This window comes from Pseudomonas sp. HP_08 (assembly GCF_055284095.1).
In genome coordinates this window covers 158704-180698 of the sequence record NZ_JBTOQC010000003.1, presented here as the reverse complement: position 1 = coordinate 180698, position 21995 = coordinate 158704, and the positions used below count along the sequence as shown (strand labels likewise).

20 protein-coding genes and 1 pseudogene are annotated in these 21995 nt (G+C 60.0%); all 21 read left to right on the top strand.

What is annotated here, in order from left to right; translation table 11 throughout:
- The first annotated feature begins 66 nt into the window (after positions 1 to 66).
- The 21 genes and pseudogenes from cobO (at position 67) to ACYAS9_RS04780 (ending at position 21938) form a co-directional block, all read left to right on the top strand.
- Complete coding sequence (gene cobO, locus ACYAS9_RS04880; protein WP_463567186.1) at positions 67 to 678, top strand: cob(I)yrinic acid a,c-diamide adenosyltransferase; 612 nt, start codon at positions 67 to 69, stop codon at positions 676 to 678.
- Entirely contained in the window at positions 675 to 1973 is a 1299-nt protein-coding gene (locus ACYAS9_RS04875) for a cobyrinate a,c-diamide synthase (protein ID WP_463567185.1), read from the top strand. Before cobO ends, ACYAS9_RS04875 begins: the two co-directional genes overlap by 4 nt.
- Positions 1970 to 2620 (top strand): 5,6-dimethylbenzimidazole synthase, encoded by a 651-nt coding sequence (gene bluB / locus ACYAS9_RS04870; protein WP_463567183.1) that lies wholly within the window; start codon positions 1970 to 1972, stop codon positions 2618 to 2620. Before ACYAS9_RS04875 ends, bluB begins: the two co-directional genes overlap by 4 nt.
- Positions 2617 to 3525 (top strand): adenosylcobinamide-phosphate synthase CbiB, encoded by a 909-nt coding sequence (gene cbiB, locus ACYAS9_RS04865; protein WP_463567182.1) that lies wholly within the window; start codon positions 2617 to 2619, stop codon positions 3523 to 3525. Before bluB ends, cbiB begins: the two co-directional genes overlap by 4 nt.
- Positions 3518 to 4522: a threonine-phosphate decarboxylase CobD gene (gene cobD, locus ACYAS9_RS04860; protein ID WP_463567181.1), complete on the top strand. Its 1005-nt coding sequence runs from the start codon at positions 3518 to 3520 to the stop codon at positions 4520 to 4522. Before cbiB ends, cobD begins: the two co-directional genes overlap by 8 nt.
- The gene (locus ACYAS9_RS04855) at positions 4519 to 5979 is read left to right on the top strand and encodes a cobyric acid synthase (RefSeq protein ID WP_463567180.1); all 1461 of its coding nucleotides are present in this window, start codon (positions 4519 to 4521) and stop codon (positions 5977 to 5979) included. Before cobD ends, ACYAS9_RS04855 begins: the two co-directional genes overlap by 4 nt.
- Position 5980: 1 nt before the next feature.
- On the top strand, positions 5981 to 6502 hold the full coding sequence (gene cobU / locus ACYAS9_RS04850) for a bifunctional adenosylcobinamide kinase/adenosylcobinamide-phosphate guanylyltransferase (RefSeq protein WP_463567179.1): 522 nt from the start codon (positions 5981 to 5983) through the stop codon (positions 6500 to 6502).
- Complete coding sequence (cobT, locus tag ACYAS9_RS04845) at positions 6499 to 7551, top strand: nicotinate-nucleotide--dimethylbenzimidazole phosphoribosyltransferase (protein WP_463567178.1); 1053 nt, start codon at positions 6499 to 6501, stop codon at positions 7549 to 7551. Before cobU ends, cobT begins: the two co-directional genes overlap by 4 nt.
- On the top strand, positions 7548 to 8132 hold the full coding sequence (gene cobC, locus ACYAS9_RS04840; protein ID WP_463567177.1) for an alpha-ribazole phosphatase family protein: 585 nt from the start codon (positions 7548 to 7550) through the stop codon (positions 8130 to 8132). Before cobT ends, cobC begins: the two co-directional genes overlap by 4 nt.
- Position 8133: 1 nt before the next feature.
- Positions 8134 to 8862, top strand: a complete 729-nt coding sequence (locus ACYAS9_RS04835; protein WP_463567176.1) for an adenosylcobinamide-GDP ribazoletransferase — start codon at positions 8134 to 8136, stop codon at positions 8860 to 8862.
- Between the two features lie 120 nt (positions 8863 to 8982).
- Positions 8983 to 9435 (top strand): annotated as a pseudogene (locus ACYAS9_RS04830) (glycoside hydrolase family 5 protein); the annotation flags it as partial.
- Between the two features lie 135 nt (positions 9436 to 9570).
- Positions 9571 to 10779, top strand: a complete 1209-nt coding sequence (locus ACYAS9_RS04825) for an MFS transporter (RefSeq protein WP_463567175.1) — start codon at positions 9571 to 9573, stop codon at positions 10777 to 10779.
- Positions 10776 to 10898, top strand: coding sequence for a hypothetical protein (locus tag ACYAS9_RS04820; protein ID WP_463567174.1), 123 nt, complete (start codon positions 10776 to 10778; stop codon positions 10896 to 10898). The genes ACYAS9_RS04825 and ACYAS9_RS04820 overlap by 4 nt, the downstream gene beginning before the upstream one ends.
- A gap of 395 nt (positions 10899 to 11293) precedes the next feature.
- On the top strand, positions 11294 to 12604 hold the full coding sequence (gene wbpA, locus ACYAS9_RS04815) for a UDP-N-acetyl-D-glucosamine 6-dehydrogenase (RefSeq protein ID WP_463567172.1): 1311 nt from the start codon (positions 11294 to 11296) through the stop codon (positions 12602 to 12604).
- Between the two features lie 51 nt (positions 12605 to 12655).
- Positions 12656 to 13603 carry a Gfo/Idh/MocA family protein gene (locus tag ACYAS9_RS04810; RefSeq protein WP_463567171.1) on the top strand — a complete coding sequence of 316 codons (948 nt, stop codon included), beginning with the start codon at positions 12656 to 12658 and terminating at the stop codon, positions 13601 to 13603.
- Positions 13604 to 13610: 7 nt separating this feature from the next.
- Positions 13611 to 14195, top strand: a complete 585-nt coding sequence (locus ACYAS9_RS04805) for an acyltransferase (RefSeq protein WP_463567170.1) — start codon at positions 13611 to 13613, stop codon at positions 14193 to 14195.
- On the top strand, positions 14192 to 15286 hold the full coding sequence (locus ACYAS9_RS04800) for a DegT/DnrJ/EryC1/StrS family aminotransferase (protein ID WP_463567169.1): 1095 nt from the start codon (positions 14192 to 14194) through the stop codon (positions 15284 to 15286). The genes ACYAS9_RS04805 and ACYAS9_RS04800 overlap by 4 nt, the downstream gene beginning before the upstream one ends.
- Positions 15283 to 16368 (top strand): non-hydrolyzing UDP-N-acetylglucosamine 2-epimerase, encoded by a 1086-nt coding sequence (wecB, locus tag ACYAS9_RS04795; protein ID WP_463567168.1) that lies wholly within the window; start codon positions 15283 to 15285, stop codon positions 16366 to 16368. The genes ACYAS9_RS04800 and wecB overlap by 4 nt, the downstream gene beginning before the upstream one ends.
- Positions 16365 to 17147, top strand: a complete 783-nt coding sequence (locus ACYAS9_RS04790) for an ABC transporter permease (RefSeq protein WP_463567167.1) — start codon at positions 16365 to 16367, stop codon at positions 17145 to 17147. The genes wecB and ACYAS9_RS04790 overlap by 4 nt, the downstream gene beginning before the upstream one ends.
- A 64-nt stretch (positions 17148 to 17211) precedes the next feature.
- Complete coding sequence (locus ACYAS9_RS04785; protein ID WP_463567166.1) at positions 17212 to 18924, top strand: ABC transporter ATP-binding protein; 1713 nt, start codon at positions 17212 to 17214, stop codon at positions 18922 to 18924.
- Positions 18921 to 21938 carry a glycosyltransferase gene (locus tag ACYAS9_RS04780; RefSeq protein ID WP_463567165.1) on the top strand — a complete coding sequence of 1006 codons (3018 nt, stop codon included), beginning with the start codon at positions 18921 to 18923 and terminating at the stop codon, positions 21936 to 21938. The genes ACYAS9_RS04785 and ACYAS9_RS04780 overlap by 4 nt, the downstream gene beginning before the upstream one ends.
- Positions 21939 to 21995: the final 57 nt, after the last annotated feature.

Genomic DNA, 21995 nt, shown 5'->3' with positions numbered 1-21995 from the left:
TACGCGCCTGCGGCCCGATGCTGTCCTGTCGTCTGCTTTCGCGTGCCCCCCAGCGGAGAGCTGAAGATGAACCAATCCCCCGAACGTGACGAACGCCATCTGGCGCGCATGCTGCGCAAAAAAGCCATTATTGACGAGCGTATTGCCAACTCCCCCAACGAATGCGGCTTGCTGCTGGTCTTGAGCGGCAACGGCAAGGGCAAAAGCAGCTCGGCGTTCGGCATGCTTGCCCGCGCCATGGGGCACGACATGCAGTGCGGCGTGGTGCAGTTCATCAAGGGCCGCAACAGCACTGGCGAAGAGCTGTTCTTCCGGCGTTTTCCCGAGCAGGTGCGCTACCACGTGATGGGCGAAGGCTTTACCTGGGAAACCCAGGATCGCCAGCGTGACATCGCTGCCGCCGAGGCTGCCTGGGAAGTCTCGAAGCAATTGCTCAGTGACCCGGCCATCGGCCTGGTGATTCTCGATGAGCTCAACATTGCCCTCAAGCACGGCTACCTGGACCTGGATCAGGTCCTGAGCGACCTGCAGGCGCGCCCGCCCATGCAGCACGTGGTGGTCACCGGTCGCGGCGCCAAGCCCGAACTGATCGAGCTGGCCGATACCGTGTCGGAAATCGCCATGGTCAAGCATGCCTTCCAGGCCGGCATTCGTGCGCAAAAGGGCATCGAGCTGTGAGTGACGCTGCACGCCAATGCCCCGCTGTATTGATTGCCGCCCCGGCTTCCGGGCAGGGCAAGACCACAGTAACGGCGGCCCTGGCCCGCTTGCATCGCAACCAGGGACGCAAGGTGCGCGTCTTCAAATGCGGGCCGGACTTTCTTGATCCGATGATTCTGGAGCGCGCCAGCGGTGCGCCGGTTTATCAGCTCGACCTGTGGATGGTCGGTGCCGAAGAAAGCCGCCGTCTGTTGTGGGAAGCGGCCAGCGAGGCCGATCTGATTCTGATTGAAGGCGTGATGGGGCTGTTCGACGGCACGCCGTCCAGCGCCGATCTGGCACGGCACTTCGGTGTGCCGGTGCTGGGCGTGATCGACGGCACCGCCATGGCGCAGACCTTCGGCGCGCTGGCACTGGGGCTGGCGCGCTATCAACCGGACCTGCCGTTTGCCGGTGTCCTGGCCAACCGGGTCGGCACCGTGCGCCACGCGCAATTGCTGGAAAACAGCCTGACCGAAGGCCTGCGCTGGTACGGCGCGCTATCACGCGAAACCGGCATCGAGTTGCCCAGCCGGCACCTGGGGCTGGTGCAGGCCAGCGAGCTGAACGATCTGGATGCACGCCTGGACGCCGCCGCCCATGCCTTGGGCAGCACCTGCGAAGTCACGTTGCCGCCGCCGGTCAGCTTTGCTGCCCCCGAGCCGCAAGCGGTCGAGCCGCTGCTGGCCGGGGTGCGTATCGCCATCGCGCGTGACGAGGCGTTTGCCTTTACCTACGGCGCCAGCCTTGATTTGCTGCGCAATATGGGCGCCGAGCTGAGCTTCTTTTCGCCGATCCATGACACGCAACTGCCCGACGCCGACAGCCTGTACCTGCCCGGCGGCTATCCCGAGTTGCACCATGTGACGCTGTGCGCCAACCAGCCGATGCGCGCGGCCATTGCCGCCCACCATGCGGCCGGCAAGCCGATTCTGGCCGAGTGCGGCGGCATGCTGTATCTGCTTGATGCACTGACCGATGTGCAAGGCGTACGGGCCGAACTTGTCGGCTTGCTGTCGGGCGAGGCCGTGATGCAAAAGCGCCTGGCGGCGCTGGCCTTGCAGAATGTCGAACTGCCCGAAGGCCTGCTGCGCGGCCACACGTATCACCATTCGTTGACCAGCACCGGGCTTGAGCCGATTGCGCGTGGCGTGAGCCCCAATGGCGGGCGCGGTGCCGAGGCGGTTTATCGCCAGGGCCGGCTGACGGCCTCGTACGTGCATTTTTACTTTCCTTCCAATCCCCAGGCGGTGGCGGCGCTGTTCAAGCCATGAGCGATGCAGAGTTCAGCCCTGATGAGCGGGCTGCGGTGTACCGCGCCATTGCCGAGCGCCGCGACATGCGCCATTTCAGCGGCGGCACGGTAGCGCCCGAGCTGTTGGCGCGGTTGCTGGAAGCGGCGCATCACGCGCCCAGCGTCGGCCTGATGCAACCCTGGCGCTTCATTCGTATCAGCGACCCGGCCTTGCGCACTGCGTTGCAGGCGCAGGTCGAGGAAGAGCGGGTGTGCACCGCTCATGCATTGGGCGAACGTGCCGATGACTTCATGAAACTCAAGGTCGAGGGCATCAACGACTGCGCCGAGGTGATCGTCGCCGCGCTGATGGATGGCCGCGAGCAACATATCTTCGGCCGGCGCACCTTGCCGGAAATGGACATCGCGTCGTTGTCGTGTGCGATTCAGAATATGTGGCTGGCCGCGCGTGCCGAAGGCCTGGGCATGGGCTGGGTGTCGCTGTTCGACCCCGATGCACTGGCCCGGTTGCTGAACATGCCGGACGGCGCACGGCCGCTGGCGATTCTGTGCCTGGGGCCGGTCGAAGGCTTTTATCCGGCACCCATGCTGGTGCTCGAAGGCTGGGCACAAGCGCGTCCGCTTGAACAACTGCTGTATGAAAACCAATGGGGAGTGCATCCATGAGTGTGGCGCTGTTGAGCGTGGCGGGGGTGGCGCTGGATGCGTTGCTCGGCGAACCGAAACGCTCGCATCCGCTGGTGGCGTTCGGGCGTTATGCCGAGCGTATCGAGCAACGTTTCAATGCCGCAGGCCGTGGCTGGCGCAGCCATGGCGTCACCGCCTGGGTGCTGGCCGTGGTGCCATTGACGTTGTTGATCACGCTGCTCAGCTGGTTGCCGTATATCGGCACACTGGTCGAGATTCTGGCGCTGTATTGCGCGCTGGGCATGCGCAGCCTGGGCGAGCATGTGCAGCCGGTGGCCGCCGCGCTGCGCGGTGGAGATCTGGATGAGGCGCGCAAGCGGGTCGGTTATCTGGTCAGCCGACAAACCTCGGAGCTCGATGCCAATGGCGTCGCGCGTGCGGCCACCGAGTCGGTGCTGGAGAACGGCAGCGACGCGGTGTTCGCCGCGCTGTTCTGGTTTGCCATCGCAGGCGCGCCGGGCGTGGTGCTGTACCGGCTGAGCAACACGCTGGATGCCATGTGGGGCTATCGCAACGAACGCTTCGAGCGTTTCGGCTGGGCGGCAGCCAGGATCGACGATGTACTCAATTACGTACCGGCACGGCTGGTGGCCTTGACCTACGCGGTGCTGGGCAAGACCCGCCTGGCGTTGCGCTGCTGGCGCACCCAGGCGCCGACCTGGGACAGCCCCAATGCCGGCCCGGTCATGGCGGCGGGCGCCGGGGCGCTGGGCGTCGAGCTGGGCGGTCCGGCGATATATCACGGCGAGCTGCACGAACGCCCGCCGTTGGGTGAGGGCCAGCCTGCCGATGCCGAGTCCATCGAGGCCGGCTGGCAATTGGTGCAGCGCGGCGTCTGGTTGTGGCTGCTGGTGCTGTGCGCAGGAGCGCAATTGTATGCTTGAACACGGTGGCCGCTTGCGCGCAGCGGCGCAGCGTTATGGCATTCCCGAGGCCGAGTGGCTCGATCTGTCCACCGGCATTGCGCCATGGGCCTGGCCGATTCCGCCCATCGACGCACGCGACTGGGCACGCTTGCCCGAAGCGGATGACGGACTCGAAGCAGCGGCCTGCGCCTACTACAACGCGCCGCGCGCCTTGCCGCTGCCGGGTTCGCAAGCGGCCATCCAGGCACTGCCGCGATTGCGCAGCGGCGGCAAGGTCGGGGTGGTGTCGCCGTGCTACGCCGAGCACGCGCATGCCTGGCGCAAGGGCGGTTTTCTGGTGCGTGAAGTACTTGCCCATGAGGTCGACTACTTTCTCGACAGCCTCGATGTGCTGGTGGTGGTCAACCCCAATAATCCTACTGGCCTGTTGCTGGCGCCCGAGCGTTTGCTGGAATGGCATGCGCGGCTGGCCGAGCGCGGCGGCTGGCTGGTGGTCGACGAAGCCTTTATGGACAACACCCAGGCGTCGAGCCTGGCGGCCGAAACCGGGCGCAGCGGCTTGATCGTATTGCGCTCGTTCGGCAAGTTCTTTGGTCTGGCCGGCGTTCGCCTGGGGTTTGCCCTGGCCGAACCGGGCTTGCTCAAGGCGCTGGCCCGTGAGATCGGCCCGTGGGCGGTCAGCGGCCCCACGCGCAAGATCGGCCTGGCCTGCCTGAGTGATCAGGCCGGCCAGCAGGTGCAGCGCCAGCGCACCGAGCAGGCCGCTGCACACCTGGCTACACTGCTCGCCGCCCATGACCTGACGCCCACGGGCGGCTGCGCCTTGTTTCAATGGCGGGTCACGGCGCATGCGCAACCTTTATATGAGTTCGCCGCCAAACGTGGCGTATTACTGCGGCTGTTTGTTGGCGAGTCTGCCGATACCTGCAGCCTGCGCATCGGCCTGCCGGTCAATGAAGCCGACTGGCAACGTCTCGATAACCTCTTGCACGATTACCGCAAGGAATTGCAATGACCACCCTGATGGTGCAGGGCACCACTTCCGATGCCGGCAAAAGCACGCTGGTGACCGGCCTGTGCCGCTGGCTGGCCCGCCAGGGCGTCAGCGTCGTGCCGTTCAAGCCGCAGAACATGGCCCTCAACAGCGCCGTCACCGCCGATGGCGGCGAAATCGGTCGCGCCCAGGCGGTGCAGGCCCAGGGCTGCGGGCTGCAACCGCACACCGACATGAACCCGGTGCTGCTCAAACCCAACAGCGACACCGGCGCGCAGGTGATCATTCATGGTCGCGTCGTGACCACCATGAACGCGGTGGCCTATCACGGCTACAAGACCATCGCCATGCAGGCCGTGCTGGCCTCGCACCAGCGTTTGAGCGAAGGCTATCAAGTGGTGATGGTCGAAGGCGCAGGCTCGCCGGCCGAGATCAACCTGCGTGAAAACGACATTGCCAATATGGGCTTTGCCGAGGTCGTCGATTGTCCCGTGCTGCTGATTGCCGACATCAATCGTGGCGGGGTGTTTGCCCATCTGGTCGGTACGCTGGAGCTGCTGTCGCCCAGCGAACAGGCGCGGGTCAAAGGTTTTGTGATCAACCGTTTTCGCGGCGATATCGCCTTGCTGCAACCGGGCCTGGACTGGCTGGAACAGCGCACCGGCAAGCCGGTGGTCGGCGTGCTGCCGTACCTGATGGACCTGCATCTGGAGGCCGAGGATGGCCTGGACCGACGCCAGACCGACAAGGCCGAGCAAGTGCTGAACGTGCTGGTGCCGGTGCTGCCACGCATCAGCAACCACACCGATTTCGATCCGTTGCGCCTGCACCCGCAGGTCAACCTGCAATTCATCGGCCCCGGCCAGCCGATTCCGGCGGCCGACTTGATCATCCTGCCCGGCTCCAAGAGCGTGCGCAGCGACCTGGCCTGGCTGCGCGCCAACGGCTGGGAAGACGCCATCACCCGGCATTTGCGTTATGGCGGCAAATTGCTGGGCATCTGCGGCGGCCTGCAGATGCTCGGGCAGCAATTGCATGACCCGCTGGGGCTTGAAGGCACGCCGGGTTCCAGCCCTGGCCTGGGCCTGCTGGACATGAGCACCGTGCTTGAAAGCGAAAAACAACTGCGTAACGTGCGCGGTCGACTGGCGCTGGAAGAGGCCGAAGTGGCCGGCTACGAGATTCATGCCGGAGTGACCACGGGCGCTGCGCTGGCTCACTACGCCGTGCAACTGGACGACGGCCGCTGTGACGGCGCGCAAAGCGCGGACGGGCAGATTTACGCCACGTACCTGCACGGCCTGTTCGAGTCGCCGGCGGCCTGCACGGCGCTGCTGCGCTGGGCAGGGCTGCGCGAGGTGCAGAGCATCGATTACCACGCGCTGCGCGAATACGATATCGAGCGCCTGGCCGATCTGGTCGACAAGCATCTGGATGTCACCTTGCTGCGCCAGCTCTGCGGCCTGGAGGCTCACTGATATGTTGCAACTGATCCTCGGCGGCGCCCGTTCCGGCAAGAGCCGCCTGGCCGAAGAACTGGCCACGCGCAGCGGGCTGGCGGTGACTTATATCGCCACCAGCCAGCCAGTGCACAGTGAACTCAACCAGCGCGTGGCTTTGCATCGCCAGCGCCGCCCGGACAGTTGGGGGCTGGTGGAAGAGCCGCTGGCCCTGGCCCAAGTGCTGCGCGAGCACGCTGCCAGCGACCACTGCCTGCTGGTCGACTGCCTGACCCTGTGGCTGACCAATCTGCTGATGCTCGACGATGCCGAGCGTCTGGCCGAAGAGCGCCAGGCACTGCTTGATTGCGTAGCTGAATTGCCCGGCGAAATCATTTTTGTCAGCAACGAAACCGGGATGGGCGTGGTGCCCCTCGGCGAGCTGACCCGTCGCTATGTCGACGAAGCCGGCCTGTTGCATCAAGCCCTGGCCGAGCGCTGCCAGCGCGTGGTGCTGACCGTGGCCGGCTTGCCCCTGACTTTGAAAGGAACCGCTCCATGACTCAATCCTGGTGGCTAGTGCCGGCTCAGGCAATCGATGTACCGGCCCGGGAAGCGGCGCTGGCGCGGCAGCAACAACTGACCAAACCGGCCGGTTCGCTGGCGCAGCTGGAGCGTCTGGCCGTCCAGATCGCCGGTTTGCAGGGGCGTGAAAAACCCGGCGTCGACAGGCTGTGGATCTCGATCTTCGCCGGTGACCATGGCGTGGTCAGCGAAGGCGTCTCGGCCTATCCGCAGGCGGTGACCGGGCAGATGCTGAGCAACTTCGTCAGCGGCGGCGCGGCAATCAGCGTGCTGGCCCGGCAACTGGCGGCGCAACTGGACGTGGTCGACCTGGGCACGGTGTCGCCCTTGAACCTGCCCGGCGTGCGCCATCTGCACCTGGGCGCTGGCACCGCAAACTTTGTCCAGGGCCCGGCGATGACCGTCGAGCAGGGCCATGCCGCCTTGCAGGCCGGGCGTGACAGCGTGCTGCGCGCCAAGGCTGCCGGCACTGAGTTGTGGGTCGGTGGCGAAATGGGCATCGGCAACACCGCGGCGGCCAGCGCCGTGGCCTGCTCGGTACTGGAGTGCGCCGCGCCACTGCTGGTCGGCGCCGGCACCGGCCTGAACGCCGAGGGCGTGCTGCACAAGACCGCCGTCATCGAGCGCGGCCTGGCGCTGCATGCCGAGCATGCCGGCGATCCATTGTGCAGCCTGTTCTGCCTGGGCGGTTTCGAGATCGCCGCCCTGGTCGGCGCCTATCTGGCCTGCGCCCAGGAAGGCATCGTCGCGCTGGTCGATGGCTTTATTTGCAGCGTTGCAGCGCTGGTCGCAGTGCGCTTGAACCCGTCCTGCCGGCCCTGGCTGCTGTTCGGTCATCGCGGTGCCGAGACTGGCCATCGTCATGTGCTTGAAGTGCTGCACGCCGAACCGCTGCTTGACCTGGGCCTGCGCCTGGGTGAGGGCAGCGGGGCTGCACTGGCGGTGCCGCTGGTGCGCCTGGCCTGTGAGCTGCACAACGGCATGGCAACCTTTGCCGAAGCCGCTGTGGCGGACCGTCCGGCATGAGCCGGAATTCGAGCCTGAGCCTGGACCTGCTCAGGCATGGCGAAACCGAACTGGGCGGCGGCTTGCGCGGCAGCCTGGATGATGCGCTGACCGAAAAGGGCTGGGCGCAAATGCACGCGGCCGTTGTCGAGGGCGGCCCATGGGCACGTATTGTCAGCTCGCCCTTGCAGCGTTGTGCGCGCTTTGCCGAATCCCTTGCCGAGCGCCTGCAATTGCCGCTGTCGCTGGAGCCGGGCTTGCAGGAGCTGCATTTCGGCGACTGGGAAGGCCGCAGTGCGGCGCAGATCATGGAAACCGATGCGACCGGGCTCGGGGCTTTCTGGGATAACCCGTATACCTTTACGCCACCCAACGGCGAGCCGGTGCAGGCCTTTGCCGAGCGCGTGCTGGGTAGCGTGCAACGCCTGCAACAGCAGCATGCCGGCGAGCGCCTGCTGTTGATCAGCCATGGCGGGGTCATGCGCTTGTTGCTGGCGCAGGCTCGCGGCCTGCCGCGTGAGCAACTGCTGCAGGTCGAGGTCGGCCATGGCGCCTTGCTGGGCATCCATGTCGCCGCCGATGGACAACTGACGGAGCGCTGAAATGTTGCCGTTCTGGATTGCCCTGCAATTTCTCAGCAGCCTGCCGGTGCGTTTGCCGGGCATGCCCGAACCCTGGCAAATGGGTCGTTCGCTGCTGTTCTACCCGCTGGTCGGTGGTCTGTTCGGGGTGGTGCTGATCGGCTTGAGCCATCTGCTTGGCGGCGCACCGGTGATGCTGCAGGCGGCGTTGCTGCTCAGCGCCTGGGTGCTGCTCAGTGGTGGCCTGCATCTGGACGGTCTGGCCGACAGTGCCGACGCCTGGCTGGGCGGCTTCGGCGACCGCGAGCGCACCCTGACCATCATGAAAGACCCGCGCAGCGGGCCGATTGCGGTGGTCACCCTGGTGCTGGTGCTGTTGCTGAAATTTACCGCGATCCTGGCGCTGATCGAGCAGCAGCAACTGCTTGGCCTGTTGCTGGCGCCGCTGATAGGGCGCAGCGCCTTGCTGGGGTTGTTTCTGACCACGCCTTATGTCCGTGCAGGCGGGTTGGGCCAGGCACTGGCCGATCATTTGCCGCGCAAGGCGGGCTGGCATGTTTTGGCTATGGTCGCGGCTGTTTGTATGTTGCTGGCAGGGTCGAGCAAGTTGCTGGCACTGATTGTAAGCGTGGCGGGGTTTTATTGGCTTCGCCAGCTGATGCTGCGCCGGCTGGGCGGCACCACCGGCGATACGGCCGGTGCGCTGCTGGAGTTGCTTGAGGTAGCAGTGCTGGTGGGGCTTGCCCTGTAACGTGCTGTAACCCATAGCAACCCTCTGTAAACCTTCAAAGGCTGGACGGTCAACCACGGCGTACCTTCTGAGCCTTTCCATCGGCCAGGGAGGCCTTATGCGCCACTGCATATTCGCCTGCGTGCTCATCAGGCCGGCCTGAAAGTGGTGATTGCCCCCTTGTCGCTGCCAGGCATGCGCTGGGCGCAGAACAATCAGGGGCAGTTCGATGATCGCCTATGGCAAGACCCGCGCTACCGGACGCAGGCCGCTGCCTACTGGCGCGATCTGGCGCAGGTGCTCAAGGATCATCCGGCCATTGCGGCCTATAACCTGATTAACGAACCGGTGCCGGAGAAACACAGCGATTTGCCCGAGCATGCTGAACTGACGCACATGCATCAGTGGTATGCACGCGATCAGGTGGCGGCCTGACTACAAAAGCCTCTGGACTGGGCGGCGAGGGTGAATGTAGCGCCGTCGCGGCTGGTGGTAGGCGAATTTGGCTGTATGCGTGTGTGGCCCGGCTGTCGGCAGTATCTGGAGGATGTTCTGGCGGTGCTCGACCGTCAGCGTGTGCACTGGGCCTTCTACAGACGCCCGAGAAACATCTTGCAATAAGCATAGTGCCGGCCTATATACCCGATGACAGGACAGCAACTGGCCTGATCCATTACTACAAAAACGGGTATAGGCCCGCATGGCGTGCACTGCACGGAAGGAGTAACAATGACATCAGCCTGGCGAACCAGTGGCTGGATCATGGTGGGCAGTGCGTTGATTCTGGCGCTGTCGTTGGGCACGCGGCATGGCTTCGGCCTGTTTCTGTCACCGATGAGCAGCGATTTTGGCTGGGGCCGCGAAGTGTTTGCCTTTGCCATTGCCTTGCAGAACCTGTTGTGGGGACTGGCCCAGCCGTTTGCCGGAGCGCTGGCCGACCGTTATGGTTCGGCGCGCATCGTGGTGATTGGCGGGGTTCTGTATGCCACGGGCCTGGCAATGATGAGCATGGCCGATTCGCCCTTGAGCCTGTCTCTGAGCGCCGGCATCCTGATCGGTATCGGTCTGTCCGGTACCTCGTTTTCAATCTTGTTAAGCCTTGTCGGCCGCTCGCTGCCGCCTGAAAAACGCAGCATGGGCATGGGCATCGCCAGTGCGGCGGGCTCGTTCGGTCAGTTCGCCATGTTGCCAGGCACTCTGGGCCTGATCGGCGGACTGGGCTGGTCCGGCGCCTTGCTGGTGCTGGCTGCATTGGTGGCGCTGATCGTGCCGCTGGCGGCGATGCTCAAACAGAGCAAGCCGGTGGTGGTCGCAGGGCCCCAACAAAGTCTCGGCGAAGCGCTGCGTGAAGCCTGCTCGCATTCAGGCTTCTGGCTGCTGGCGCTGGGCTTTTTCGTCTGTGGTTTTCAGGTGGTGTTCATCGGCCTGCACTTGCCGGCTTACCTGGTGGACCAGCACCTGCCGGCACAGGTTGGCACCACGGTGCTGGCGCTGGTGGGGCTGTTCAATATCTTCGGCACTTATACCGCGGGCTGGCTGGGCGGCAAGATGTCCAAACCGCGCCTGCTGAGTGCGATCTACTTGCTGCGTGCGGTGGTGATCGTGCTGTTCCTCTGGGTGCCGCTCAGCCAGACCACGGCTTATCTGTTCGGCATCGCAATGGGGTTGTTGTGGCTGTCGACGGTGCCTCTCACCAACGGCACCGTCGCGAGCATCTTCGGGGTGCGCAACCTGTCGATGCTGGCCGGTATTGTGTTTCTGTTCCATCAGTTGGGCTCGTTCATGGGCGGCTGGCTGGGCGGGGTGGTGTATGACCACACCGGCAGCTACGACCTGGTCTGGCAGATCTCGGTGCTGCTCAGTGTCTTGGCCGCAGCGCTGAGCTGGCCGGTGCGTGAGCGTCCAGTCGCCCGGTTGCATGCCCAGGCGGCAGCGTGAAGCGACTCTGGACCTGGCTGCCGGCGCTGGCGATTGCCGGCGGGCTGCTCGGGCTGGCGTGGTGGGGCTGGCAGCAGATGGGGCTGGCCGGCCTGCAGTTGGGCATGGGTAATTGTTGAAAACGCTGTCGGGCTGTGTACGCATCGCGTTCTGCGCGTATGCAGCCATTCCTTTCTATCAATGACTTGTCAGTCGGGCTATTTATATAAGTAGCCTTTGGCCAGAGTTCATATCTCCAGTGGCTTGCAATAAGCCATCACCCTGTTTTTGTATGAAAGTTCAACAGAGCTTGTAGGAAAAGGATGACTGGCTGGTCTTTTGCCGTAGTGGCCGTTTTTATATTTTAGAATACTGCTATGATCATTTTCATTGCTTGGAAGTACCTGAACTCTTTCGTATAACGTCTTTCTCCAAGGCAGTAAGCTTTCGTATTTCTTTGTCCTTTGATAGGTCTGCCTGCGTGCGATTGTTTGCAGCGGGTTCCTGTTCTTTCGATTTCAGAAAGGTATCAAACGTGGAGTTTCGTTGTAGTGTTCTGGACCGATTAAAGTCCAAGGAAGCATTGATCGGTATCGTCGGTCTTGGCTATGTCGGTTTGCCACTGATGCTTCGCTATAATGCGGTGGGTTACCGTGTTATGGGAATAGACATCGATGCGTTCAAAGTTGAAACACTGAATGCCGGTAATAGTTATATAGAGCATATACCTTGCGCCGCTATTGCCAGGGCGCGCGCTTCGGGTTTCGAAGCCACGGTGGACTTCTCCCGCGCGGCCCAGTGCGATGCCTTGATTCTATGTGTGCCTACTCCGCTGAACAAATACCGTGAGCCGGACCTGAGTTTTGTCGTCGATACCATCGAGGCAATCAAGCCCTGGTTGCGTAAAGGCCAGATAATTTCCCTCGAGAGCACGACTTACCCCGGCACCACCGAAGAAGAATTGTTGCCGCGGATGCAGGCCGGTGGCCTGACGGTCGGCGAGTCGCTCTTTCTGGTCTATTCGCCGGAACGTGAAGACCCGGGCAATCCAGATTTCAGGACGCAGACCATTCCCAAGGTCATCGGTGGCCACACCCCGCAGTGCCTGAAAGTGGGTGTTGCGCTCTATGAACAGGTGATTGACCAGGTGGTGCCAGTCAGCTCCACCAAGGCAGCCGAGATGACCAAGCTGCTGGAAAATATCCATCGCGCCGTCAATATCGGTCTGGTCAACGAAATGAAAGTTGTCGCTGACCGTATGGGCATCGATATCTTCGAAGTGGTCGATGCTGCCGCCACCAAGCCCTTCGGCTTTACGGCGTATTACCCAGGTCCAGGCCTGGGTGGCCACTGCATTCCCATCGACCCTTTCTATCTGACCTGGAAAGCCCGCGAATACGGCCTGCACACCCGCTTCATCGAACTGTCGGGTGAGGTGAACAGGGCAATGCCCGAATACGTGGTGGGCAAGCTCATGGATGGCCTGAATCAGCGCGGCAAGGCGCTCAAGGGCTGCCGCGTGCTGATTCTGGGCATCGCCTACAAGAAGAACGTGGACGACATGCGCGAATCGCCCTCCGTGGAAATCATGGAACTGATCGAGGCCAAAGGCGGGGTAGTGGCCTACAGCGACCCGCATGTTCCGTCGTTTCCAAAGATGCGCGAGCACCGTTTTGATCTGTGCAGCGAGCCGCTGACGGCGGACAACCTGGCGTCTTTCGATGCCGTGCTGCTGGCGACCGATCACGCCCGTTTCGACTATGAGCTGATTCGCCTGCATTCACGTCTGCTGGTCGACAGCCGTGGCAGGTACCGCCAGCCCGAAGCTCACATCGTGAAAGCCTGATCCGTTCGGGGCCGGCCTTCACCAGGCCGGGCTCATCATCTGGAGTTGTCCATGCAACGTTTTGCTCTGCTCGGTGCTGCCGGCTACATCGCCCCTCGGCACATGCGCGCAATCAAGGAGACTGGCAACCGGCTGGTCAGCGCCTATGACATCAATGATTCGGTTGGGATCATCGACAGCCTGTCCCCACACAGTGAGTTCTTCACCGAGTTCGAGCGTTTCTACGACCATGCCTGGTCACTTAAGCGACAGCCCGGCCAGGCGCTGGATTTCGTCTCGGTGTGCAGCCCCAACTATCTGCATCACTCGCACATCAATGCAGGCTTGCGCCTGGGGTGCGATGTGATCTGTGAAAAGCCGCTGGTGCCGAGTGCGCATCTGCTCGATGACCTGGCGAAGACCGAGCAGGAAACCGGTTGCCGGCTGTGGAATATCCTGCAACTGCGCCATCACCAGTCGATCATCGACCTCAAGGCACGCATCCGGCCGGGCGCTGCGCACAAGCATGAGGTCGACCTGACCTACATCACCTCGCGTGGAAAATGGTACGCACAGAGCTGGAAGGGCGACCCGCGAAAATCGTTCGGGGTGGCCACCAATATCGGCGTGCATTTCTACGACATGCTGCATTTCATCTTCGGCAAGCTGCAGCGCAATGTCGTGCACTTTTCCGACCCGTACAAGGCGGCCGGTTATCTGGAGTACGAAAACGCCCGGGTACGCTGGTTCCTGTCAATCGATGCCGATGACCTGCCCGATAGCGTGAAAGGTCGCCAATCCACCTGGCGCTCGATCACGGTCGATGGCCAGGAAATCGAGTTTTCCGAAGGCTTTACCGATCTGCACACCGCCAGTTATCAGGCCATTCTCGACGGCAAGGGTTATGGCATCGAAGAAGCGCGGCACTGTGTCGAGACCGTCGAGGTGATTCGCAGTGTCAAGCCTGTGTCCCCCCGCGATGGCGAAAACCATCCGTTTCTGACCCGTCTGTTGCGCTGAGGTGAACATGACTTTTCAGGTGCATGGCAGCGCTATCGTCGATGAGGGCGCACAAATAGGAGAGGGCAGCCGGGTCTGGCACTTCGTGCACGTGTGTGCCGGTGCAAGGATCGGCAAGCGCTGCTCGCTGGGGCAGAACGTGTTCGTCGGCAACCGGGTGGTGATCGGCAACGAGGTGAAGATCCAGAACAACGTCTCGGTGTACGACAACGTCACGCTGGACGATGGCGTCTTCTGCGGGCCGAGCATGGTGTTTACCAATGTCTATAACCCGCGTTCGCTGATCGAGCGCAAGGACGAGTACCGCAGTACCAGGGTCGGCAAGGGCGCCACTCTGGGAGCCAATTGCACCATTGTCTGTGGCGTGACCATCGGTGAGTTTGCCTTCGTCGGCGCGGGAGCCGTGGTCAACAGGGATATACCGGCCTATGCGCTGGTGGTGGGTGTACCGGGCCGGCAAACCGGCTGGATGAGCGAGTTTGGCGAGCAACTGGACCTGCCCCTGGAAGGCGAAGGTATCGCCCGCTGCGAACACACCGGTGCAGATTATCGTCTGCAAGGCCGGGTCGTGAGCAAGGAGTCGGCCACATGATCGAGTTCATTGATCTCAAGACCCAGCAGGTGCGCCTCAAGCAGCGTATTGCCGCCGGTATCGAGCGGGTTCTGGCGCATGGTCAATACATTCTCGGCCCGGAAGTTTCCGAGCTGGAAGAGAAGCTTGCCGCCTTTGTCGGTGTCAGGCACTGCATCAGCGTGGCCAATGGTACCGATGCCTTGCAGATAGCCCTGATGGCCATTGGCGTCGGACCAGGCGACGAGGTGATCACTCCGGGATTCAGCTACATTGCGACCGCCGAGACGGTGGCCCTGCTCGGTGCAAAACCTGTGTATGTGGACATCGACCCGTTCACTTACAACCTCGACCCCGCGCTGCTGGAAGCGGCTATCACGCCGCGTACCCGAGCCATAATTCCGGTGTCGCTGTTTGGCCAGTGCGCAGATTTCAGGCGCATCAATGCCATTGCCGACCGGCATGGCGTGACAGTGATCGAGGATGCGGCGCAAAGCTTTGGGGCGACCTTTGAAGGGCGTCGCTCCTGCGGGCTGACCCGTATCGCCTGCACCAGCTTTTTCCCCAGCAAACCCTTGGGCTGCTATGGCGATGGCGGTGCCTTGTTCACGGATGACGATGAGTTGGCCGTGGTGTTGCGGCAAATTGCCCGCCATGGCCAAAGCCTGCGCTATCACCATGTCCGGGTCGGCGTGAACAGCCGGCTCGATACGCTGCAGGCAGCAATCCTGTTGCCCAAGCTTGAGATCTTCAGTGAAGAACTTGAGCGGCGTCAGATCGTCGCCGAGCGCTACAGCGCATTGCTGCAGGCGAGAGGGATTTACACCACGCCGCAGATCGAGACCGGTAACACCAGCGCCTGGGCGCAGTACACGGTGCGTGTGACCCAGCGTGACAAGGTTTGGCAAGCCATGAGCAATGCCGGCGTTCCAACGGCGGTGCATTACCCGATACCGCTGAACCGTCAGCCTGCTGTGGCAGATCCTTCGGCGCACCTGCCGGTGGGCGATCAAGTGGCCAATGAAGTCCTGAGCCTGCCGATGCACCCCTATCTGGACGAATCGACCCAGGTGTCCATTGTCGCGGCACTGAAAGCGAGTGTTTATTCATGACCTGCAAAGTTCTCACTGTCGTCGGCGCCCGTCCGCAATTCATCAAGGCCGCTGCCGTGTCCCGAGAGATTCTCAAGCATCCCGGGCAGATCGAAGAAGTGATGGTGCATACCGGCCAGCACTACGACGCGAACATGTCCCAGGTGTTCTTTGATGAGCTGGATATTCCAGCGCCGAAGTACAACCTGGAAGTACGTGCAGGGGCGCATGGGGAGATGACCGGACGAATGCTCGAAGGCATCGAGCGCATCCTGCTCGACGAGCAACCGGACTGGGTGTTGATCTACGGCGACACCAACTCCACGCTGGCCGGCGCGCTGGCCGCGGCCAAACTGCATATTCCGGTGGCGCATGTCGAGGCCGGCCTGCGCTCGTTCAACATGCGCATGCCCGAAGAGATCAACCGGATTCTTGCTGACCGGGTCTCGACGCTGTTGCTGTGCCCGACGGCGGTGGCTGTTGAAAATCTGGCAAGGGAGGGCAGGGTCGAGGGTGTTTCCAATGTGGGCGATGTCATGTACGACGTTGCGCTCTACTATCGTGAGCGCGCCAGAACCCAGAGCCGGATTCTTGCCCAGCTAGGGATGCAGGCAGGTCAATTTGCCTTGGCCACCTGCCATCGTGCAGAAAATACCGATGACCCGCGACGCCTGGCAGAAATCATGGCGGCGCTGGACGACATTGCGCAGCAAATGCCGGTTGTCCTGCCTTTGCACCCGCGCACGCGCAAATTGCTGCACGATTATGGGCTGGCTTCTCACTTGAAGTCCCTGCAAGTGGTCGAGCCCTTGCCGTTTCTGGACATGGTCGCCCTTGAACAGGCCGCCAGCGTCATTCTCACAGACTCGGGCGGGGTGCAGAAAGAAGCGTACTTCTACGGTGTGCCTTGCATCACGCTGCGTGATGAAACCGAATGGATCGAAACAGTCCAGCTTGGATTCAACCAATTGGTCGGGGCTGATCGTGGAGCGATTGTGGCAGCCGTCAACAGTCAGGCGATGCCGCAGCACCGCATTGCTGTTTATGGTGATGGCCGTGCCGCCGGCAGAATCGTTTCCTGCCTGCAAGGTATTGCCCAATGAATCCAATTGCCATGATCTGGCGTCACCATCATGTGCTCTGGGCGACGACCCTTACCGACATTCGCAGTCGGTTTATCGGTACGGTGTTTGGTGCGGCATGGATTGTCATCTATCCGCTGCTGTTTCTCGGACTGTATGCCGTTGTCTACACCATGATCTACAAGGTGCGCGTGGCACAGTTCGGTACGTTTGATTATGTGCTGCTGATCTTTTGCGGCCTGGTTCCTTTCCTGGGCTTTGCCGAGGCATTGGGCAGTGGCGTCGGGTCGGTGCTGGGTAACAAGGGGCTGGTGAAGAACACGTTATTCCCCATTGAGTTGATTCCGGTGAAAACCGTACTGGCCAGCAGTGTGACGATGCTGGTCGGCCTGCTCATGCTGATGTGTATTTTATGGTCCAGGGGTATTGTGCATTCGACCCAATTGTTGATTCCGCTCATATTGATTCTGCAAATCATATTTACCGTCGGGCTTATATGGATCCTGGCAGCGATCAATGTATTTATTCCCGATCTGAGCCAGATGGTGGGCGTGCTCATTCTGTTCCTGATGCTGGTTTCGCCCATCGCTTACACGCATGAAATGATTCCGCAGGAACTCATTCCTTTCATGTACCCCAACCCGTTGTACTACCTGATCATGCTGTATCGCGATGCGGCATTTATCGGTGATGTGAAAATGGAGTTACTGGGTATTTTCTCGATGATATCGGTTTGCACATTGTGCCTCGGTGGATTCATCTTCTCTCGCTTGAAGCCTCTGTTTTCCGATTATGTCTGAGCCCATCATTGAACTGGCTTCAATAGCCAAGATGTACAGGATCTTCCGTTCGCCTCGTCATCGAATGATTGAAGCCTTGGGGTTACCGATTGCGCGGTCTTCTTATGAAGAGTTCTGGGCTGTCCGTAACCTTTCATTAACGATCTACCCCGGTGAACGGGTCGGTCTTATCGGGCGTAACGGCGCAGGCAAGAGCACGTTGCTCAAGTTGATCGCCGGCTTGATACAGCCGACGCAAGGGCGTCTTGAGGTCACCGGTAATGTGCAGGCGTTGATGGAACTGGGAACAGGATTTCATCCTGAGTTCACCGGACGCGCGAATGTCTTGTCATCTTTTGCCTACCAGGGTGTCACGGGCGCGCGGGCCCGGAAGCTTCTGGAAGACGTTCTGGATTTTGCCGAACTCGACGAATTTATTGATAAGCCGGTCAAAACCTATTCCTCGGGCATGTACTCGCGGCTGGCATTCGCGGCAGCCACTGCGATCCGTCCGGAAATTCTGATCATCGACGAAATTCTCGGTGCCGGTGATGCCTACTTTGCAGCGAAGTCTGCCAGGCGTATGCGCACCTTGACGGCCGAGGGGTCTACTGTTCTGTTTGTCTCGCATGACATGTCGGCTGTACAGATGATCTGCGACCGGGTGATATGGATCGAGCGCGGACGGGTTATTGCCGATGGTGACCCCATCGAGATCGGCCGCTCTTATGCCGCCTCTATTCGTAAGCAGGAAGAGCTTCGTCTCAGGGCTATAAACCTGAAGCTCAGTCAAGGCGATGTCAGTGAGTTACTGACCGACTCGGATCAGGATCGGGTCTCGATCCTTCGCCTCGTGTCAGCCAGTGACACAGCACCTGTCAGCCCGTTGATTGTGTATGAAGTCCGGCTTGAGCGTGAAGGCGAGCTAATCGACAACGTGTTGGTCGGCGAAGCACTGGACGATGATCGTAATCAACGAGTGCATCTGCTGACTGCTCAGGGCTATACGAACTGGGGGGCACCCGGAATCGACCCTCAAGGTGTCAGTTTCCGTGAGTTCAAGGAGTGTGGTGGTCAGTATCAGCATGCCCCTATCAGTATCAGGATTCCTCTCGGACTGGGAACGATGAATGAGTACTCGGTGGTTGTCAGGCATGGCGGTGCGGCTGTTGATGAGTGCCTGTTGTTTCAGCTATTCGACGGGCTGGAGTACGTCACTCTCGGCCCTCTGAATCCGGCTATCGAAGAGGGGCAGGCACTCACTCAGCGTTATCAATTGAATGGGTCTTCGCTATTGCTTGCTGATGCACAGGCCACGGTAGCAAGCGCGCGTTCCAAGTTTGAATACGGTGAAGGCAGTGCCTGGATCGACGGGGTCGATTTCTTCGATCAGGAGCAGGTATCGCGTCGGGTTTTTTCCTTTGGCGAGCGTCTCGACGTCCATATCAAGTGGGGCGCCAGGGTCGATATTCCCACGATGGCCTTCATCGTCTGTATCTACGGAATGGATGGGCGTTGTATTTCGCAGGTGCTGTCGCCCTTTATCGCATCTACGCGTGAACGCCGCACGGGTGTAGTCAATGCCTGTTTCAACCCCTTGATGATCGGGGCCGGGGATTACGTTATCTCGGTCGGGATATTCGATGGCATGACGCAAGAGCAGGCCAGCGGGCAACATCCACTGGATGTACACGACCGTATGTATCGCATTCGGATAGTCGCGCCGGGCGAAGTGCTCATGGAGCGAGGTGTCGTGGTGCACCCTGTCGATTGGAGTCAACAGGAAACAGCGGCATGAACAATCGCTCCGAGATTCGCTATTTTTCCCAGAAAGATCTCTGGAGCCGCACTGCGGTTTCCGAGCAATTGGCTGTTGCCGAAGATCTGATAGCCATGATTCCCAATGATGTGGTGACCATTCTCGATGCGGGCTGTGGTAATGGAACAGTGACAAATGTGTTGTTCCCACACTGGGATGTCATTGGCTGTGATTTCAGCGAGTCTGCGGTCGGGTATCTTGAGGCCCCTGCCGTGGTGGCGGACCTGCGTGCAATCCCTTTCGCCGACAAGCAGTTCGATCTCACGCTGTCCAGTGATGTCATCGAACACTTGCCTGATGCTATCTATTCGCAGGCTTTGAAAGAGATTGCTCGTGTGTCGGCACACTATGTTCTGGTGGCGGTGCCTTATCGCGAGTTACTCGAAGCGGCGGGCATCGACTGCCCGGCTTGCGGTCATCGGTATCACGCTCATTTACATCAGCGAGCGTATGACGTTGATGACGTGCTGTCCCTCTTTGCTCCAGAGTTTACGGCTATCAGTGTCCAGCTGGCCGGTGAGTGCTGGACATTCGAGGACCCTGAACTGGTCAATATGGCCCACCAGCTTTCAGGACTGGACTATTCGTTTGAAGAGGCCGTATGTCCTGAGTGTGCAACACGTCGTGGGCCTGTTAAACACTCTGATAGTGCCCAGAAAGTGTATCGTCGAATTGAATCCCTGCAGGCGATGCTGATCGCGGAAGGTTTACGTGAGAGGCCGCCGAGCAGTGAGATACTTATACTTTTCAAACGCAACGTTCTGTCTCAAGAGAACAATCTCAAGGTGCATGTGCCAGCGCCGGATGATGAGCGAATATTTTCTATTTCCGGCCTTACTGAACGCGCCGACCCCATCAACTACCCGCGTTGTATTTATCGTATTCATGATGACCTGAATTACTGCACCCTGGCCCTTCCCAGGCGCCCGGCTATCCTGTCGCTGACTGCAGGCAGTTTCGAGGGTGTCGAGGTATACGATCATGTTCGTGCGCGTTATGTGCCTGTGCAGCTCGAGAATAAAAATTCGACATTCGAATTGCCCGATGTGCCTTTCGGGCCTCATGGCTGTATTTTGCGAATTTTACACCCCAGCACCGATCTTGGTTTTCAGCTGACGGTCAAGCACCGTGACAGGCTGGATGTAATGAGTTGTTGCCTGGGTGATGATCCTGCCACGGATCAGATCAGGCGGGACTTTTTCAGGTTATTAGCGCTGACCGAATCGCAAGAAGCTGCTCGTGCCGAACTGGAAGTCAGATTCAAGGCGAAAGAGAAGGCACTCGGCGAGTCTGTGCAGTCGATAGCTGAGATCAATGGGCTGGCCAATAAGATTGAAAAAAAACGTGCCGAAACAGAGGAGCGTTTTACTCGTTTTAGCCTGCTGTTGACTGATAAGGAAAAACAGTTGGGCGAAAAACAGAAAATGATTGAAAGCCTGACCGCCGATCAGCGTCGGCTCACGTCAGAGCAATCACGTCTCGAGACTGAAAATAGCCGGTTTCGTGAAGACAATCAGCAGCACCGTCAACAACTGGAAACCCTGGCGCTGAAAATCGAGCGTCTGAACAGGCAGGGCCGGCAATACGAACAGTTACTGCATGAGCACAGCAAAACCATCACCTTTGTACAGCAACTGGTTGTTGAAAATGAGGGCGCGCTGTTTGATTTGAAAGAGATGAACAGTGAGTGTTCAAGACTTGCTCACGATTTGACTGAAGAAAAAAATCAACATCAGGTACTTGTCAATGCACTTGATATGTATCTGGATGAAGCCCGCCTGGCGGACGCTGGGCCTGACAGAAAAGTTCTGATCGTGTCTCACATGTACCCGCGTCACTACAATACGGCGAGCGGTATTTTTGTTCATGAGCAAGTAAAGGCTTTACGTGCAAAAGGTGTTGACGCACGGGTTGTCAGTGGTGAGCCCTTCTGGATAAACACGCTTAATCCGAAACGAGTGAAGCATGCCCTGGACGTTTATCGTGCGCAGAAGAGCCTGGCGTGGGAGCACCATGACGGCGTTCCTGTCATACGCTTTGCATACATCGTCAGCGGCGCGCTACCTTTTCAGACCCATGCGGCCACCTACACGCATGGGTTGATGCGCCAGGCCAAATGGCTACATGGCGATTTTCCCTTCGAGCTGGTCCATGCCCATACCGCCTATACCGACGGAACGGCGGGTCGATACCTGGCCAGAAAGTTTAATGTACCTTTGGTCATTACCGAGCACACAGGGCCGTTTACGACGCTGACACGAACACGCTATCTCAAACACATGACGCAAAAGGCACTCAATGCAGCGAGTCATGTTATAGCGGTCAGTACCTCACTGCTAAAAGATATTCAACGCCAGGTTAAACTTGATCCTCAAGTGCGCGTGCAGGTCATCGGTAACGTTGTAGACAGTGAGTTTTTTATTGAGCAATCCAGACCACACAGTTCACGGGTCAGCATGCTTTGGGTCGGACACTTTGTACCGATAAAACGTGTGTCGGTACTTATTGAAGCATTCGCTCAGGCGTTCAAGGCACAACCCCATCTGCGGTTGCGCCTTGCCGGCAGCGGCGAAGGAGTGGATGAGGCTCGACGCCAGGTACAACTACTCGGCGTAACTGAAGCTGTTGAGTTTCTTGGGCACGCGAGTCGAGAACAACTGGTGGAGTATTACCGCCAATGTGATTTTTTGGTTATTTCCAGTGAAAGCGAGACCTTTGGTGTCGTTGCGATTGAAGCCATGAGCTGTGGCCGTCCTGTACTGGCTTGCTGCTGTGGTGGCCCGGAAGATGTGGTGACGCATCCGGCACTTGGGCGAATCGTTGACCAGTCGGTCGGCGCTCTGGCCGATGGCATGCTTGAGATGGCCGCTCAACGTGAGCAGTTCGATGGGAAAGTTATTCGAAGGTTAACCGAGCTGAGATTTTCTGCGCCGAGTATTGCACAAAGGCTAGTGGCTACCTATTCGGAGTTGCTGATAGAGCCTCAACAGTAAAACAGGCCAGTCTTTTATAATTTCATGAGTGAATATTCATGATAATGGCACTGAAAC